General features: G+C 67.3%; 13 protein-coding genes. 11 read left to right on the forward strand and 2 right to left on the reverse strand.

Features of this window, described 5'->3' with window-relative positions; all coding sequences use genetic code 11:
• The first annotated feature begins 1 nt into the window (after nt 1).
• Both AC59JP_RS06390 and AC59JP_RS06395 read left to right on the forward strand, forming a co-directional pair.
• Nucleotides 2-1078 carry a FecCD family ABC transporter permease gene (locus AC59JP_RS06390; protein WP_497324773.1) on the forward strand — a complete coding sequence of 359 codons (1077 nt, stop codon included), beginning with the start codon at nt 2-4 and terminating at the stop codon, nt 1076-1078.
• A complete protein-coding gene (locus AC59JP_RS06395; protein ID WP_497324774.1) occupies nt 1075-1932 on the forward strand; it encodes an ABC transporter ATP-binding protein in 858 nt (285 codons plus the stop codon). The genes AC59JP_RS06390 and AC59JP_RS06395 overlap by 4 nt, the downstream gene beginning before the upstream one ends.
• Here AC59JP_RS06395 and AC59JP_RS06400 read toward each other — a convergent pair.
• Nucleotides 1910-4456, reverse strand: a complete 2547-nt coding sequence (locus AC59JP_RS06400; RefSeq protein WP_497324775.1) for a bifunctional lysylphosphatidylglycerol flippase/synthetase MprF — start codon at nt 4454-4456, stop codon at nt 1910-1912. The genes AC59JP_RS06395 and AC59JP_RS06400 overlap by 23 nt on opposite strands.
• Nucleotides 4453-5736 carry an alpha/beta hydrolase gene (locus AC59JP_RS06405; RefSeq protein ID WP_497324776.1) on the reverse strand — a complete coding sequence of 428 codons (1284 nt, stop codon included), beginning with the start codon at nt 5734-5736 and terminating at the stop codon, nt 4453-4455. Before AC59JP_RS06405 ends, AC59JP_RS06400 begins: the two co-directional genes overlap by 4 nt.
• Before the next feature lie 117 nt (nt 5737-5853).
• Between AC59JP_RS06405 and AC59JP_RS06410 the strand changes: the two genes are divergently transcribed.
• The 9 genes from AC59JP_RS06410 to AC59JP_RS06450 all read left to right on the forward strand — a co-directional run bounded on the left by AC59JP_RS06410 (nt 5854) and on the right by AC59JP_RS06450 (nt 16630).
• A complete protein-coding gene (locus tag AC59JP_RS06410; protein ID WP_497324777.1) occupies nt 5854-6237 on the forward strand; it encodes a BlaI/MecI/CopY family transcriptional regulator in 384 nt (127 codons plus the stop codon).
• A gap of 81 nt (nt 6238-6318) precedes the next feature.
• Nucleotides 6319-7269, forward strand: a complete 951-nt coding sequence (locus AC59JP_RS06415) for a M56 family metallopeptidase (protein ID WP_497324897.1) — start codon at nt 6319-6321, stop codon at nt 7267-7269.
• Nucleotides 7270-7547: 278 nt separating this feature from the next.
• Nucleotides 7548-9125, forward strand: a complete 1578-nt coding sequence (locus tag AC59JP_RS06420; RefSeq protein ID WP_497324778.1) for a DEAD/DEAH box helicase — start codon at nt 7548-7550, stop codon at nt 9123-9125.
• Between the two features lie 110 nt (nt 9126-9235).
• Nucleotides 9236-10684 carry an NADP-dependent phosphogluconate dehydrogenase gene (gene gnd / locus AC59JP_RS06425; RefSeq protein ID WP_497324780.1) on the forward strand — a complete coding sequence of 483 codons (1449 nt, stop codon included), beginning with the start codon at nt 9236-9238 and terminating at the stop codon, nt 10682-10684.
• Nucleotides 10681-11565: a DMT family transporter gene (locus tag AC59JP_RS06430; protein WP_497324898.1), complete on the forward strand. Its 885-nt coding sequence runs from the start codon at nt 10681-10683 to the stop codon at nt 11563-11565. The genes gnd and AC59JP_RS06430 overlap by 4 nt, the downstream gene beginning before the upstream one ends.
• Before the next feature lie 28 nt (nt 11566-11593).
• A complete protein-coding gene (locus AC59JP_RS06435) occupies nt 11594-13030 on the forward strand; it encodes a GuaB1 family IMP dehydrogenase-related protein (RefSeq protein ID WP_497324781.1) in 1437 nt (478 codons plus the stop codon).
• 249 nt (nt 13031-13279) lie between these two features.
• Nucleotides 13280-14656, forward strand: coding sequence for a hemolysin family protein (locus tag AC59JP_RS06440; RefSeq protein WP_497324782.1), 1377 nt, complete (start codon nt 13280-13282; stop codon nt 14654-14656).
• Entirely contained in the window at nt 14649-15737 is a 1089-nt protein-coding gene (locus AC59JP_RS06445) for a hemolysin family protein (protein WP_497324783.1), read from the forward strand. Before AC59JP_RS06440 ends, AC59JP_RS06445 begins: the two co-directional genes overlap by 8 nt.
• Nucleotides 15734-16630 carry a 3-methyladenine DNA glycosylase gene (locus tag AC59JP_RS06450; protein WP_497324785.1) on the forward strand — a complete coding sequence of 299 codons (897 nt, stop codon included), beginning with the start codon at nt 15734-15736 and terminating at the stop codon, nt 16628-16630. The genes AC59JP_RS06445 and AC59JP_RS06450 overlap by 4 nt, the downstream gene beginning before the upstream one ends.
• The last annotated feature ends 35 nt before the right edge of the window (nt 16631-16665 follow it).

Raw genomic sequence — 16665 nt, forward strand, 5'->3', positions numbered from 1 at the left:
AGTGACAGTTTCCGACAGGGTCCGCGTTCCGACACGTCCGGCACTGCGCGTGGGCCGGGTGTCGATGGTCCGCCGCCCCCTCATGATCGCCGTGACGGCGGCGCTGACGGTGGTGCTGTTTCTGGTGTTCTGTCTCGGTATCGGTCGCGGTGACTATCCACTGTCCGTACCGCAGGTGGTCGACGTACTGCTCGGCGGCGGCACCCGAATTCAGAACTTCGTCGTCATGGATCTGCGTCTCCCCCGCAGCCTCACGGGACTGCTCGTCGGCGCTGCTCTCGGCCTGTCCGGCGCAGTCACCCAATCCGTCTCCCGCAATCCGCTCGCGAGCCCCGATCTGCTCGGCATCACCGCAGGCGGAAGCGCGGCTGCCGTCGCGCTGATCGTTCTCGGTGGGGGCGGGACACTCGTGGGAATCCTTGCCACGCTGGGACTTCCGCTGGCCGCACTGATCGGCAGCCTGCTGGCCGCGATCGCGATCTACTCGCTCTCCTGGCGCGGCGGCGTGTCCGGATTCCGGCTCGTCCTGGTCGGAATCGGCGTCAACGCCATTCTCATCGCGCTCATCGGGTGGATGCTCGTCTCCGCCGACATCACCGACGTCACGCGCGCACAGGTCTGGCTGACCGGATCGCTGGGCGCCACCACGTGGGCGCAGGTCTGGCCCATCCTCGTGACCGTCGTGGTGGTCGGCGGCGCCCTTCTCGTCGGTTCGACGAGGCTGTCCGTTCTGCGGCTGGGCGACGACAGCGCCCGATCACTCGGCCTCGGACTCCAACGCTCGCAGGCGGGCTTCCTCTTCGCCGCGGTGGTGTTGGCTGCGGCCGCGACCGCCGTGGCCGGACCGGTGGGCTTCGTGGCACTGGCCGCACCCCAGATGGCGTCGAGGCTGCTGCGCACGCCCGGTCCACCGTTGCTCGGCTCGGCGCTCTGCGGCGCAATACTGGTGTTGCTCGCGGACTTCGTCGGACGAACGATTTTGCCGGTGGAGCTGCCGGTCGGCATCGTCACCTCCGCGCTCGGCGGCCCGTTCCTCCTCTACCTTCTCGTCCGTAGCAATCGAAAGGTGTCGGCATGAGTAGTCACGAACGACTCGTCGCCAACGCAGTCAGCGTGGGCTACGGCGATCGCATCGTCGTCGACGGTCTCGACCTGTCGATCAAGACCGGGGTCATCACCACGGTCATCGGTCCGAACGGGTGCGGCAAGTCGACGCTCCTCCGGTCGCTCGGCCGCCTGCTCAAGCCCAGAACCGGAGAGATTCTGCTCGACGGCAAAGCCATCCACTCCATGAAGACCAAAGAGGTGGCGCGGATCCTGGGCATGCTGCCCCAGGCTCCGATCGCCCCCGAGGGTCTGCGCGTCGCCGATCTCGTTGCGCGCGGGCGCAATCCGCATCAGAGTTGGATCCGACAGTGGTCCGGCGACGACGAGGTCGAGGTGGCTCGCGCACTCGAACTGACCGGTGTCGCCGACCTGGCCGACCGTCCCATCGACCAGCTGTCCGGCGGCCAACGGCAACGCGCGTGGATTTCCATGGCGCTCGCTCAGGGCACGGACATTCTGCTGTTGGACGAACCGACGACGTACCTCGATCTCGCGCATTCGATGGAGGTCCTCGATCTGGTCGACCGGATGCACGAGGAGCTGGGCCGCACGGTGGTGATGGTTCTGCACGACCTCAATCTCGCAGCGCGGTACAGCGACGAGCTCGTCGTCATGCAGGCCGGACGCATCGTCGCGACCGGGTCACCCGCCGAGGTCATCACCGAGGAACTTCTGCGCGACGTGTTCGGGCTCGACGCCACCGTCATCGCCGATCCGGTCTCGGACCGCCCCCTGATCGTCCCGATCGGCACCCGCCACGTCTACGGATCGGTGGGCGGGCCCGTGAAGGGCGCTGTCGCCGTCAGCGGTCCAGCATCGTCCTGATCAGCTTGACGCTCTGACCGAACGACACCTCCGGCAGGTACGCCCGCCCGATCGCATTACCGATGCTGGGCAGGGCGCCCGGGTCCGCGAACGTCATGTACATGGGCTCGTACTCGGGCTGGAACTTCGACTTGAAGGCCAACAGTGACCGGAACCCGTAGACCGGCTCGAGTGTGCGACCGAGGACGTCGAGCAGTCGCTCGAGAATCGTCGACAGCGTCAGGCCCGCACCTGCGTCCGCAGCATCGTTCGGGTCGTCGATCTTGGCCAGCGGCGCCCCGGACAGACTGAGGAACGACGCCCCCTCCTCTTGCAGGAGCAGCGCGGCCGAGGCTATGAGGAATTCCATCGCAGGACGAAAGCCCTCCGACCGTCGACGCATGAAATCCAGCGTCCATCCGACGATCTGTCCGTCGCGATAGACCGGCATCCAGGACGTGACCCCGTGCACGGTGCGATGTTCGTCCACCGCAACGAGGCACCGCACCTGCGGATCGTCGACCTCCTCGAGCCCTCCGAGTGTGAAGCCCATTTCGGGCATTCCCTTGTCGGCGACCCATTCCTCTGAGATGGCGGTGATCTGGTCCGTGATCGCCAGCGGCGCCGTGCCGAAGTTGATCCACTCGGCCTCGACACCGGCCTTCTTGGCGCGGTTCACCGCGGTGCGGACGTCCTGGAACTTCTTGCCGGTGAAGGCGAGATTCTGCAACGGAAGGACCGTCTCCTCCGCCACCTGAATTCCCGACCAGCCCAGATCGTCCGTGATGGCGCGGATGTCGCCTGTCACCGAGTAGAAGCACGGCACCCACCCGTTGCTCGCGGCGAACTCGGCGAACCCGACCACCGAGTCACGGTGACGATCCGCCGGCCCGACGGGACCACCGGTGGTCAGCGCGACGCCGGCGATCACGCGGAAGGCGACGTAGCTGCGGCCGTCGGGGGCGAACCAGTACCGGTTGCCGCGCCAGGTGGTCATCCACGAGAGCGCGCTTCCGCCGCTGGCGCAGAGGAGTTCGCGCGCTCGCTCGGCCGCTTCGGTCTCGGTTCCGAAGGCCGGCTTCACGAACGTCCCGATCGTCACCACCGTGACGACGACCCAGAACAGCACACCCACCCACTCGTACAGAAGCGTGGTGACGACGCTGTCGGGCAGGAACTGCGGATCGAGCCACTGCAGGTACACCGGCGGCACGAGGCGGTCGGGGAACTCCGCGATCAGCGCCAACACGCCGGGCGGCATGTCGAATCCACCTCCGGCGAGGAGACCGCCGACCACGAAGACGACTCCGAGCACGACGGCGGCGAGAACGATCGTCGCCCAGTACCGGCGATACGTTCCGCGCGGCGCCGACACGTCGAACCACTTCCGGGTCGCGATCAGCACCAGCAACACCGCCAGGGGCGTCAGGAACGGCACTACCGTGCGATAGAAGGTGGGCGAATCCAGACCGTAGAAGATCGACTGGTCGTCGCCCGACTCGATGAAGCGGATCGCGAAGTTCGCGGCGGACAGGACGACGAGAAGCAGTTGGGCCGCGACCGAGGCCGCCCACGCGAACCGGCGGCCGCGGCGCAATCCGTCGGCGAGCACCAGCAGGAAGATCGACGGCATCAGGGTCAGGATCGTGGGTCCGACGCCGCTGAGCCGCAGTTCGAGCAGCCCGCGTCGGCACTCCGCGGCGGTCGGTGTGTCGGCGCAGATGTCGCGCACTTCCGACACGGACAGCGGAGTGGACCGGAAGAGATCACGCAGAACCGCGAAGGGGCCGACGGCCTCGGGCGAGAAGGCGGCCAGCAAGGGTCCCAGCGTCGTCGCGGCAACCACCAGGGCCACCAGCACTCGCCCCTCACGTTGAGTGCCTGCCAGACGCGATCCGCGAGGAGATTTTCCGACGATGGCGGGACCGGCGAGCAGACCCACGACAGCCGCAGCGAGCCGGATGACGTCCTGGAGATGCCCGCCGAAGAGCGCGAGCACGATCAGCAGCGCGAATAGGCCGACGCGAATTCGTCTGCGCCACAACGTGTCCATGCCTGCCGTCGCCGCCATGAGGGCGCCGACGATCCAGGTGTTGGGGCCGACTGCGACGCCGAGGTGCAGACGAAAGCCCCAGTCCTCGTCGAGCAGTTTCGCCACTGCCGCGGCGCCGACTCCCAGCAGCGACCCGGCGATCTGGGTCAGCAGAATTGCAATCCCCATGCGCCGCCAACCGATTCGATGCTCGATTGGTGCGGCGACGAGAACGATCAGCAGTGTTGCCGAGACGAAGGATGCGACGCCGACGGACAGAACGCCCGCCGTCAGCGGGGTCCAGAGGCGCCCGTGCTCGAACGGAACGATGCCGACGGCGAAGTGCCGGTCCACGAACCTCGACCAATCGTCCGTGGCGATGATTCCCACGATGCCGGTGATCCACATGATGGCCAGGAGGGAGAAGCTGACCGGAGCACCCACGGCACCGAAGCGCACGAGTGCGCCCAGCCGGACGAGTTGCCGACGGATACGCAGCACTACCGCGTTCACGACAGGATCCCCATCCGCTGCGACAACCACTCCAACTCCTGGACCAGTCCGGCGGACCACACCTGGAAGCTGTGCGCGCCGGGAAGTTCGAGGTACTTCACGTCCATTCCTGCTGCCAGTGCGTCGGCGTGGAGGGTCATCACACCCGGACGGTAATCGTTGTCGTTCGCTCCGACCACGAACACTCCAGCGGTGTCGGGGTACTTCTTCGACTTCATCAGATCCACCGGGTTGACCGCCTCGAACGCCTTCTCGTTTCCACCGAACGCAGCGTCGAGGGTGCGTTGGCGATCACCGAGGGTGGGTTCGAGCTGACCCGAGAGGTCGAGGAACGTCGGGTATACGTCGGGGTAGTTGGTCGCCATCTGCAGCGAGCACGTACCGCCGTAGGACAAGCCGCCGATCGCCCAGTGCTTCGGATTCGTGTCGATCTGCAGGTTCGCCACCGCCCAGGCGGGAACGTCCTTCGCGAGGTAGGTGGCGACGTTGCCCAGCGGGGAGTCCACGCACAGCGGATTGGCCACTTCCGATCCGGTGCCGTCCGCGACGATCACGATGGGTGCGAGTCCTGCGTGCGCAGCTGCGAAAGTGTCCATGGTCTCGGCCAGCTTCCCGCCGTTGAACCAGTCGTCGGGTGATCCCGGCTGCCCGGCGAGCAGAACCATGAACGGCAGCAGTGGACGAGGGTTCGCGAAGTACGCCGGTGGGAGGTAGACCTTCGCGTCCCGCGCCGTGAAGCCCGACGCGGTGTTCGGGATGGCCACCGACGTCACCTTCCCTACGCTGGGCTGACCCTGCTGCGGCTTCCACACGGTGTCCAGGGGATCACCCGTCACCGGATCGGGTTGAAATCCGGGGACGTCGGCAAAGGCCGTGGCGTTCTCGTCCGAGACCCCGATGACCGTCCCCAGAGTGGGGTACGCGTCGAACTTGGCGTTGACGTGCAGAGAAGCCGTCAACACCACGGCGACAACGGCCAGGACGGTGACGATGCGCCCGATCCATCCGCGTGATCGGAGCAGTCGCGGCACCAGCAGGAACAGAGCGAACAGTCCCACACCGATCCACACGTAGATGACGGTCTCGATGGGGTCCGGGAACGGTCGCCACACCTTCTCCACCACGTACCACGCGACGACGGTGACCACCGCTGCGAGCACCACGCAGAGGGGAACGACGAGAGCGAGGTGCCGGCGCGAGCGAACAGCGACGAGCCAACACACCCCGAGGACACCGAGCACGGCGGCCACGACGGGCAGCCAACCGGATATGAGCGACACTCTTGCAACCGTCAGCACGGCACTCCCACCACAGCAACACGATAGCGATTCCTCGCCGAAGTCCCTGCTACCGCACGTAGTACGCAGTTGTGTCGGAGTCTGAGTACAGTGCTTTCCATGGCAGGCCTAGGCGAACTCGAACGTGCAGTCATGGAACACCTGTGGTCGAACGACGAGCCACAGACCGTGCGCCAGGTCCACGAGGCACTCGCCGAACGCCGCGAGCTGGCCTACACCACGATCATGACCGTCCTGCAGCGTCTCGCGAAGAAGTCGTTGGTCACGCAGCAGCGGGACGATCGCGCCCATCGGTACGCTCCGGTGCACGGGCGCGAAGAACTGGTCGCCTCTCTGATGGTGGACGCCCTGCAGCAAGCCGACCGCTCCGGCGGGCGCGCAGCCGCACTGGTGCACTTCGTCGGTCAGGTGGGAGCGGACGAAGCCGCCGCGCTCCGCGAGGCGCTGGCCGCACTCGAAGCCAAGGATCGACCGGAGGCATAACCGCACGAAAGGCCGGAGGCCGGTAGGGATACTGCGAGCCGACAGCCGGACCACGACAGTGAGTGAGCAGTCATGGAGGACGTGAGCTGGGCGACAGCGCTGGTGTTCGCAGTGCTGGCGCTCCTCCTCGCCGGGCCCGTCCCCGCCCTCCTCGCCCGCGCACGATGGCCTCACCGGACGCCGCGGGCTGCGTTGGTGCTCTGGCAGGCAATCGCGCTGGCGGCGGTGCTCTCCGCGTTCAGTTCCGGCCTGGCCATCGCGAGCCAGCTGCTCGTTCCCGGTGCCGACGGCCGACCGACCACCGCGCCGACCGCCGAAATCGACGCCCTCGGCGTCCCGCTGTGGACCCTGTACGTCGTCGTTCTCGCGATCACGCTGGTGATCGGCGCTCGACTGATCTACGCGTCGTCTCTCGTCGCCGTGCGGACCCGTCGCAGGCGCGCACGCCACCGGATGCTCGTGGATCTGCTGGACCGCGGATCGGCGTCGACGCCCGGGTGCCAGGGCGCCGACATCCGCGTGCTCGATTCGAACGAACCGATCGCCTACTGTCTGCCGGGCCTTCGCCAGCGTGTCGTCCTGTCCGAGGGCACTCTCGCCAGCCTCGACCGCGACGAACTCACGGCCATTCTCAGCCACGAGCGCTCGCACCTGCGTGCTCGCCACGACTTGGTGCTCGAGGCGTTCACGGCCGTGAACGAGGCATTCCCGCGGATCGTGCGCAGCAAGTCCGCGCTGGGCGCCGTGCAACTTCTGGTCGAGCTTCTCGCCGACGACTCGGCCGTCAAGGTCACCGGTCCCCGCCCCCTGGCGCGAGCACTGGTCGCATGCGCGGGATCGGCGGCGCCCAAGGGGGCAATGGCGGCGGGCGGTCCCAGCACCCTCGTACGAGTGCAGCGCCTCGGCGGCGCCGGCCCCGACCGGGCCACGTCGATCGCCGCGTACACCGCAGCAGCCGGAATCCTGGTGGTGCCCACCGTCTACGTCGCGGTCCCCTGGCTCACCGAACTATCCCGTCTCCTCACCCGCTGACGGTCCCGGAAATAGTCGACTGGCTCACACGAGTCGAACGAAAGTGCACTCGCCCTGTAGTGTTACCTGTGGTTCACAACCGAACCGTCCATTTTTCGATATGGCACATAACGCGCTGCAACAGATCAGTACTGCAGTGTTGTGACACCTTCCATTTGCGCCCGAGCTCAGCTTGCGCATCGATGACCAGGTGAAGAGTGCCCTGGCTCGTCTCTCTCACGCGACCGCACGAGGTCGCTGCTTCGCGACGCGCCTGCAACCCGAGAGGTACCACCGCGTTGACAAGCGCAGACACCACGATTTCTCCCACCGTTACCCCCAACGTCCTCGTCGACCCCGAGACCACCTTCGCTGATCTCGGACTTCCCGCAGCCATCGTCACCGCACTGGCCCGCAACGAGATCACCGTCCCGTCTCCGATCCAGAAGATGGCCATCGCCGACGCCCTTCAGGGCCGAAATGTGTTGGGGCGCGCCCAGACCGGGTCCGGCAAGACGCTCGCCTTCGGGCTTCCGATGCTCACTCGCCTCGCCGGCCGCGACGATCGACCGGCCCCCAAGCGCCCCCGCGCCCTGGTGTTGGTTCCGACCCGTGAGCTCGCATTCCAGGTCGTCGATTCCCTCACCTCGTACGCGTCGGCCCTCGGCCTGACGGTCCGTCCCGCCGTGGGCGGCACACCGTTCTCCCGCCAGGCAGATCAGCTGCGACGCGGCGTCGACGTTCTCGTCGCAACGCCCGGCCGCCTGAACGACCACCTGCGCCAGGGCACCTGTGTCCTCGAGAACGTCGAGATCACCGCACTCGACGAGGCCGATCAAATGGCGGACATGGGCTTCCTGCCCGAGGTGCGCGACATCCTCGGCCAGACCGCGCAGAACGGTCAGCGTCTTCTGTTCTCCGCGACGCTCGACCGCGAGGTTCAGTCTCTCGTCCGGCAGTTCCTGGCCGATCACGTGCAACACTCCACCGGTGACAGCAAGGCCGCCGTCGAATCGATGGACCACTACGTGCTCAACGTCGGTCGCGGTCAGAAGGACATCGTCCTCGCCGAGATCGGTTCGCGTGAGGGTCGCACCATCATGTTCGCGCGCACCAAGCTCGGCTGCGAAGGAATCACCGATCGTCTTCGCGCAGTGGGCATTCACGCCGAATCGCTGCACGGCGGCAAGGCACAGAACCAGCGCACCCGCGTGCTCGAGCGCTTCAAGACCGGCCGCACGCCGGTCCTCGTCGCCACCGACGTCGCCGCCCGCGGCATCCACGTCGACGGCATCGATCTTGTCGTGCACGTCGATCCGCCCGCGGACCACAAGGACTACATGCACCGCGCAGGCCGTACGGCACGTGCGGGCGCAGCCGGCACCGTCGTCGCCATCGCGTTGCCGAATCAGCGACGCACCATCAGCAAGTTGACCGGTATGGCCGGAGTGAAGGTGACATCAGTCGACGTCGCCCCTGGTTCGGCCGAGCTGATGTCGATCACCGGAGCCAAGGCACCGACCGGCGACCCCATCCGCGAGGCACCGCGCCGCGAACGTCCCACCGGCCCCAGCCGATTCGGTAGCGACTCGCGTCGCAGCACCGGCGGCTACCAGGGCCGCGAGGAAAACCGTCGCAGCACCGGCGGCTACCAGGGCCGCGAGGAAAACCGTCGCAGCACCGGCGGCTACCAGGGCCGCGACGAGAACCGTCGCAGCACCGGCGGCTACCAGGGCCGCGACGAGAACCGTCGCAGCACCGGCGGCTACCAAGGGCGCGACGAGAACCGTCGCAGCACCGGCGGCTACCAGGGCCGGTCGGAGAGCCCCGTGCGAACCGGCGGATTCCGCTCTCGCGCAGCGGGAAGCACCGACTGAGCATCGACCGTTGACGAGAAACGGGACATCGGCACCAGCCGATGTCCCGTTTTTCTTCGTTACGGGCTGTCCGAGTTTCCAATTCCCGCCTCGCAGGGAAAGCTGTAGTCATGACTTCTTCGGACTCGTCCACGCTCGCCCAGATCGGTGTCACCGGCCTCGCGGTCATGGGCTCCAACATCGCCCGCAACTTCGCCCATCACGGTTTCACCGTGGCACTCCACAATCGCAGCATCGCCAAGACGGACTCGTTGTTGAAGAAACACGGCGACGAAGGCACGTTCATTCGGTCGGAAACCATCGAGGAGTTCGTGGCGAGCCTGGAGAAGCCGCGTCGCGTGCTGATCATGGTCAAGGCGGGTGAGCCCACCGACGCGGTCATCGAGGAGCTGGCCGGCGCGATGGAGGAGGGCGACATCATCATCGACGGTGGAAATGCCCTCTACACCGACACCATTCGGCGCGAGGCGGCCATGAAGGACCGCGGCCTTCTGTTCGTGGGCGCGGGAATCTCCGGCGGCGAGGAAGGTGCACTGAACGGTCCGTCGATCATGCCGGGCGGTCCTGTCGACTCCTACAAGGCACTCGGCCCCCTCCTCGAGGAAATTTCCGCGAAGGTCGACGGCACCCCCTGCTGCACCCACATCGGTCCCGACGGTTCCGGCCATTTCGTGAAAATGGTGCACAACGGCATCGAGTACGCCGACATGCAGCTCATCGGCGAGGCCTACAACCTCTTCCGCGACGCTCTGGGGTACTCCCCCGCGCAGATCGCCGACGTCTTCACCGAGTGGAACTCCGGCGACCTCGAGAGCTACCTCGTGGAGATCACCGCCGAGGTGCTCAAGCAGGTCGACGCGAAGACCGGCAAGCCGCTTGTCGACGTCATCGTCGACGCGGCTGAGCAGAAGGGCACCGGCCGCTGGACGGTCAAGGCCGCCCTGGATCTCGGCGTCCCCGTGACCGGGATCGCGGAGGCCGTGTTCGCTCGCGCACTCTCGGGTGCGCGTGGGCAGCGCAAGGCCGCCGTCGGGCTGGCGTCGGGTTCGATGGCCGAGAAGCCGTCCGATGCCGAGCAGTTCACCCACGACATCTCCCGCGCGCTGTACGCCTCCAAGATCGTGGCGTACGCGCAGGGATTCGACCAGATCGCCGCGGGCAGTGCCGAATACGACTGGAACCTGCACCCCGGCGACCTCGCCACCATCTGGCGAGGTGGCTGCATCATTCGGGCGAAGTTCCTCAACCGGATCAAGGATGCGTACGACGACGACGCCGATCTGCCCAGCCTGATTCTGGCGCCGTACTTCCGTGAGGCCATCGAGAACGCCATCGACAGTTGGCGACGTGTCGTGATCACGGCCGCATCGCTCGGCATCCCCGTCCCGGCGTTCGCGTCGTCACTCTCGTACTACGACGCCCTGCGGGCCGAGCGGCTGCCCGCCGCGTTGACGCAAGGTCAGCGGGACTTCTTCGGTGCGCACACCTACGAGCGCATCGACGCCGAGGGCAAGTTCCACACGCTCTGGAGCGGCGACAGGTCCGAAGTCGAAGCCTGACGACGGTGCCGATCGCGGCGATCGTTCTCTCGCTGGTGGCGGCGTTGCTCTTCGCGTGCGGCGCCGTCGCCCAGCAGAGCGCCGCGTCCGCGGTGCCGGACGGTCGCTCCCTGGTCTCCGGACTGATCAGCAGCAAACGCTGGTGGGCAGGGCTGATCGGTGACGCCGGTGGGTATCTGGTTCAGGTCGCCGCGCTCGCGGTCGGGTCGGTCCTGATCGTCCAGCCGCTGCTGGTGTCCATGCTCCTGTTCGCACTCCCCCTGTCGGCGCGGTTCTCCGGCCTCACCATGCGCCGCTCGACGTGGGTGTTCGCGTCCCTTCTCGCCGCGTCTCTGGTCGTGTTCCTGGCGGTCGGTAACCCCACCGAGGGCAACACCGACGCACCGTGGTCTCAATGGGCTCTTCCACTGGGCGCGGTCGTGGGCGCCTGCGGCGTGGCCACGGCGGCGGCGTTCGCCAGTCGAGATCCGCGCTGGCGTGCGCTCCTCCTCGGGTCGGCCGGCGGCGTTCTGTTCGGAGTGGCCGTCGCACTGACCAAATACGTCACCGACCTGGTCGGAGACGGTGTGCTGCAGACCGTCTCGGCGTGGCAGACCTGGGCGCTGGTCGCATCCGGGGTCACCGGGTTCTACTTGCAGCAGAAGGCTTTTCAAGTCGGTCCCCTCGCGGCGTCCCTCCCCGCGGTGACGGTCGGAGAACCGATCGGCGCAGCGGTGCTCGGAATTGCGGTTCTCGACGAACGCCTGCGCACCGGCGGGGTGGGGTTCGTCGTGGTCGGCGCCGCCGTCGTGGCGATGATCGCGAGCGCGATCCTTCTCTCCCGAGAGCAGGCTGTGGTGGGCACGGACGACGTCGGCGTCGATTCGATCGATTCCGTATAACGGCCCGAACCGCGTACCCTCGTACAACGTGCAATTCCTCCCCGGTCCTCAGCCGCCGTACGACCTGACCTACGACGACGTTTTTCTCGTCCCGAACAGGACCGACGTGACGTCGAGGTTCGACGTCGATCTCTCCAGCGTCGACGGTTCCGGTACCACCGTCCCGATCGTCGTCGCCAACATGACGGCTGTCTCCGGGCGACGCATGGCGGAGACCGTCGCGCGCCGCGGCGGCATCGTCGTCATCCCTCAGGATCTCCCCACCAGCGCCGTCGCCGAGACCGTGGCGTTCGTGAAGTCGCGTCACCTGGTCGCGGACACCCCGGTGACCCTCGCGCCCGATGCGTCGGTCTCGGACGCACTCGCACTCATGCACAAGCGGGCTCACGGGGCCGTCGTGGTGGTGGACGGTGATCGCCCTGTCGGGGTGGTGACCGAGAACTCGTGCACCGACGTCGATCGTTTCGCCCGGCTGGGCACCGTCGCGACGTCGGCGTTCGTGACCGCGCCCGTCGACACCGATCCACGCGCAGTGTTCGAACTGCTCGAGGAGCGGCACGAAGACCTCGCAGTCCTCACTCACGGCGACGGATCCCTGGCCGGTGTTCTGACCAGGACCGGGGCACTGCGCGCCGAGATCTATCGCCCCGCGACCGACACCAACGGCCGGTTGCGCATCGCAGCAGCGGTCGGCATCAACGGCGACGTCGGCAGCAAAGCCAAGGCGCTCGTCGACGCCGGTGCCGATCTGCTCGTGCTCGACACCGCACACGGCCACCAGGAGAAGATGCTCGAGGCGCTTCGGTCCGTCGCCGACCTCGGTCTCGGCGTGCCCATCGCGGCCGGCAACGTCGTGTCCGCGTCGGGCACCCGCGATCTCATCGAGGCCGGCGCCGACATCGTGAAGGTCGGTGTGGGACCCGGCGCGATGTGCACCACCCGCATGATGACCGGAGTGGGACGCCCCCAGTTCTCGGCAGTGCGTGAATGCGCCTCGGCGGCACGGGAACTGGGCAAGCACGTCTGGGCAGACGGCGGCGTTCGCCATCCGCGGGACGTGGCCCTCGCCATTGCCGCGGGCGCAGCCAACGTGATGATCGGATCCTGGTTCGCCGGCACCTACGAGTCGCCCGGAGACCTTCGGGTGGACTCGTCGGGCAACGCCTACAAGGAGAGCTTCGGCATGGCGTCCAAGCGTGCCGTTGCGGCCCGCACCGCCGCCGACAGCGCCTTCGACCGTGCACGAAAAGGGCTGTTCGAAGAAGGCATCTCGAGCTCGCGCATGCGTCTGGATCCCGAACGCCCCGGCGTGGAGGACCTCATCGACCACATCTGCGCCGGTGTGCGCAGTACCTGCACCTACGCGGGAGCGCGCTCGCTCGAAGAGCTGCACCGCGACGCCGTGCTCGGAGTGCAGTCGGCAGCAGGTTTCGCGGAAGGCCGTCCCCTTCCTGCCGGTTGGTGACATCACACGCGGTGAGAGGCCCGGCACGTCCACGAAGTCGGTCGTCGCCGGTACAGTGATCACACCGCACGGTCAGTTTTGCCGTCGGTGCACTTGTTTCGATCTGCAGCATTTTTCTACCGAAAGGACCACGGTGCCCGCGGCACCTACTCTCACAGCTCCCGCATCGGAGGGGTCCTCTACCGAGCCGGGTCCCGAACCCGGCGATCTACCCCAGCCCCGGTCACTCTGCGCGCACGGTGACGACCGATGACCGTTCTGATCACCATCGCGAGCCTCGTCGGGTTCGTCGCACTGACGGCCGGCACCGCCATCTTCGTCGCGGCCGAGTTCTCGTTGACCGCCCTCGAGCGCAGCACCGTCGACTCGCACGCGCGTGACGGTGACCGGCGCGCGCGGCAGGTTCAGCACGCGCACAAGACGCTGTCCTTTCAGCTGTCCGGCGCGCAGCTCGGCATCACGATCACCACGCTCATCACCGGATACATCGCCGAACCCGTTCTGGCGCAGTTCATCACACCGGGACTGACCGCCCTGGGCGCCGACGACGACCTGGCCGGTGGCATCGCCCTGGCCTTGGCGCTCGTGATCGCCACGTCGGTGTCGATGGTGTTCGGCGAACTGGTGCCGAAGAATCTGGCGATCGCCGCGCCGCTGAAGACCGCCCGCGCGACGGCGGGCCTCCAGGCGGGCTTCTCGTTGATCTTCCGGTGGGCGATCAACGGACTCAACGGAACCGCCAACTGGATCGTGCGCCGACTCGGCGTCGAGCCGGCGGAGGAACTGCGCTCGGCGCGGTCACCTCAGGAACTGGGTTCGCTGGTTCGAAGTTCGGCGGAGCAGGGCTCGCTCGACGAGGGAACGGCGCTGCTGGTGGACCGGTCGCTGCAGTTCGGCGAGCGCAGCGCCGAGGAACTGATGACCCCGCGCGTCAAGATCGAGACGTTGGCCGCGACCGACACCGTCGCCGACCTCATCGCCGTCGCCGCCCGGACGGGCTTCTCCCGATTTCCGATCGTCGAGGGCGACCTCGACGACACGCTGGGCGTCGTGCACATCAAGCACGCTTTCACGATTCCCGCGCACGCACGCCCCACCACGGAGCTGAGCACCTTGGCCCAGCGCGTCCCGAACGTCCCCGCCAGCCTCGACGGCGACACGGTGCTCGATCGGGTGCGGGCCGACGGCATGCAGGTTGCGCTGGTCGTCGACGAGTACGGCGGTACGGCGGGCATGGTGACGATGGAGGACCTCATCGAGGAGATCGTCGGTGACGTGCGCGACGAGCACGATCAGCCGGAGATCGACGTCCAGCGCACCGACGACGGGTGGCTGTGCTCGGGCTTGCTGCGCATCGACGAGGTCGACGTGGCCACCGGTTACACCGCGCCCGAAGGCGAGTACGACACCCTCGGCGGCTTGGTGCTGACGCAGTTCGAACGCATCCCGCAGGAGGGCGAGCAGGTCGCTCTGCCGCCGCCGCGGGACGTCGATTCCGAGGGCAGCGGTGGATGGATCGCCACGGTCATGGCAATGGACGGTCGCCGTATCGATCGCATCCTCATTCGACCGGTTCCGCAGGACGAGCTCGCGCAACTCGCGGCGGCAGGTGACACCGATGAATGATCTCTACGGCGTTCTTCTGGCCGCGGTTCTGCTGCTGCTCAACGCGTTCTTCGTGGGCGCCGAGTTCGCTCTCATCTCCGCTCGCCGCGATCGGCTCGAAAACCTTGTGGCGCAAGGTAAGAAGCGCGCACAGACGGTCATCGAGGCGGGCCAGAACCTGTCGCTGATGCTCGCGGCCGCTCAGCTCGGCATCACGATCTGCTCGATCCTGCTGGGCCGAGTGGGCGAACCGGCGGTGGCCCACCTGATCGAGGCCCCACTGGACCTCGTCCACGTCCCCGAGGCGCTCCTGCACCCCATCGCGTTCGCGCTGGCGCTGGCACTGGTGGTGGTCCTGCACATTCTCATCGGCGAGATGGTGCCCAAGAACATCGCCATCGCCGGGCCGGAGAAGACGGCCATGCTGCTCGTCCCGATCCATCTCGTGTGGCTCAAGGTGGCGCACCCGCTGATCGGCTTCTACAACATCAGCGCCAACCTCGTCCTGCGCGCCCTGCGCGTCGAGGCCAAGGACGAGCTGAGCTCGAGCGTGTCCGCGACCGAGCTGTCGGAGATGATCGGCGAGTCGCGGTCCGAGGGTCTGATCGACGAGGGCGAGCATCGGCGGTTGCGTCAGGCGCTCGACACCACCGGCCGGACCGTGCGGGACGTGCTCATTCCGCTCGACATCGCCCGGACCATCGTGACGGGCCCGTCCGGGCCGACGCTGGGCGCCATCGAGGAGGCCGTGCGCGAGACCGGCTTCTCGCGGTATCCGGTTCGCGCCGAGAACGACGGTCTCATCGGTTACCTGCACCTCAAGGACGTTCTCGATCTGATGGTCGACGAATCCTCCGGCCCGGATTCGGTGATTCCGCGGGCGGACGTCCGCCCGCTGCCCATCGTCGACGTCTCGACCCCGCTGGACGAAGCGTTGTCCGCCCTGCGACGCCAGCGTGCGCACCTCGGCGCGGTGGTGGAGAACGGCGTCGGCACCATCGGCATCGTCGCGCTCGAGGACGTCGTGGAGGAGTTCGTCGGGACCGTGCGTGACGGAACGCACCGAGGCGACGACTACGTTCCGGGGTCGCGGAAGTCGTGAGCGTCACCGAAGTGCAGTTCGAGGTTCTCGACGAGGCCGCGTGGATCACCAGGCGAACCGACCATCGCGAGCGCGTGGACGCACTCGTGGGGTCGTACGCCGAGGCTCGACAGTACGGACGTGCGCACCCGGTTCTGGACTTCCTCTTCACCTATTACAACCTGAAACCTGGACTGCTCCGCCGGTGGAGTCCGGGCTTCGGAACCGTCCTCACCGGCGCGGCCGCTCGCGAATTCGTCGGATCCACCGGCTTCGAGGAAGACGAGTCCTTCGAGCCGACAGCCGTGCGCGTGTGCGACGAGTTCCTGCGCCGACGCGGCTCGACGCTCGAGTTCGTCGAGCGCCTGACCCGTGTCACCGCGGCACGCGAGCCGGTCCTCAAATGCTTCGGACTGCACGAGTGGGCAATGGTCTACCGCAGCGATCCGGCCGCGATCCGGCACGACGCACCACTGCGGCTGGGGTCGGCCGGAACCGACCGGGTCGTCGAGGCCGCTCAGTTGAAGTGCACCCATTACGACGCGTTTCGGTTCTTCACGCCCGAGGCCGCTCCGCTGAACGTCCGTGAGTTGGCCCGGGAGGATCAGCTTCCGCTCGAGCAACCGGGGTGCCTGCACGCCAACATGGACCTCTACAAGTGGTGCACGAAACTCGGTCCCCTGGTTCCGTCGGAACTGGTTCTCCGGTGTTTCGAGTTGGCCCTGCGGGCGCGCGAGCTCGACATGCGGGCCAGCCCCTACGACCTGAGCGACCTCGGATACGCGCCGGTCGAAATCGAGACCGCGGCGGGCCGGGCCGAGTACGTTCGGGCCCAGGCCGAGGTGTCGGCCGCGGCGGCACCGCTCCGCGACGAAGTGTCGCAGCTCTGCCGACGGCTGCTCGGCTACCGGTAAGTAACATGTACTTCTGTCCAGCGCGGGCGCAACGT

The organism is Rhodococcus sp. 320_ES, from assembly GCF_059691855.1.

Excerpts from the sequence above, each read along its gene's own strand:
- gnd (WP_497324780.1), top strand. The coding sequence starts at position 9,236 with ATGACTTCTTCGGACTCGTCCACGCTCGCCCAGATCGGTGTCACCGGC.
- AC59JP_RS06445 (WP_497324783.1), top strand. The coding sequence starts at position 14,649 with ATGAATGATCTCTACGGCGTTCTTCTGGCCGCGGTTCTGCTGCTGCTC.
- AC59JP_RS06440 (WP_497324782.1), top strand. The coding sequence starts at position 13,280 with ATGACCGTTCTGATCACCATCGCGAGCCTCGTCGGGTTCGTCGCACTG.
- AC59JP_RS06395 (WP_497324774.1), top strand. The coding sequence starts at position 1,075 with ATGAGTAGTCACGAACGACTCGTCGCCAACGCAGTCAGCGTGGGCTAC.
- AC59JP_RS06410 (WP_497324777.1), top strand. The coding sequence starts at position 5,854 with ATGGCAGGCCTAGGCGAACTCGAACGTGCAGTCATGGAACACCTGTGG.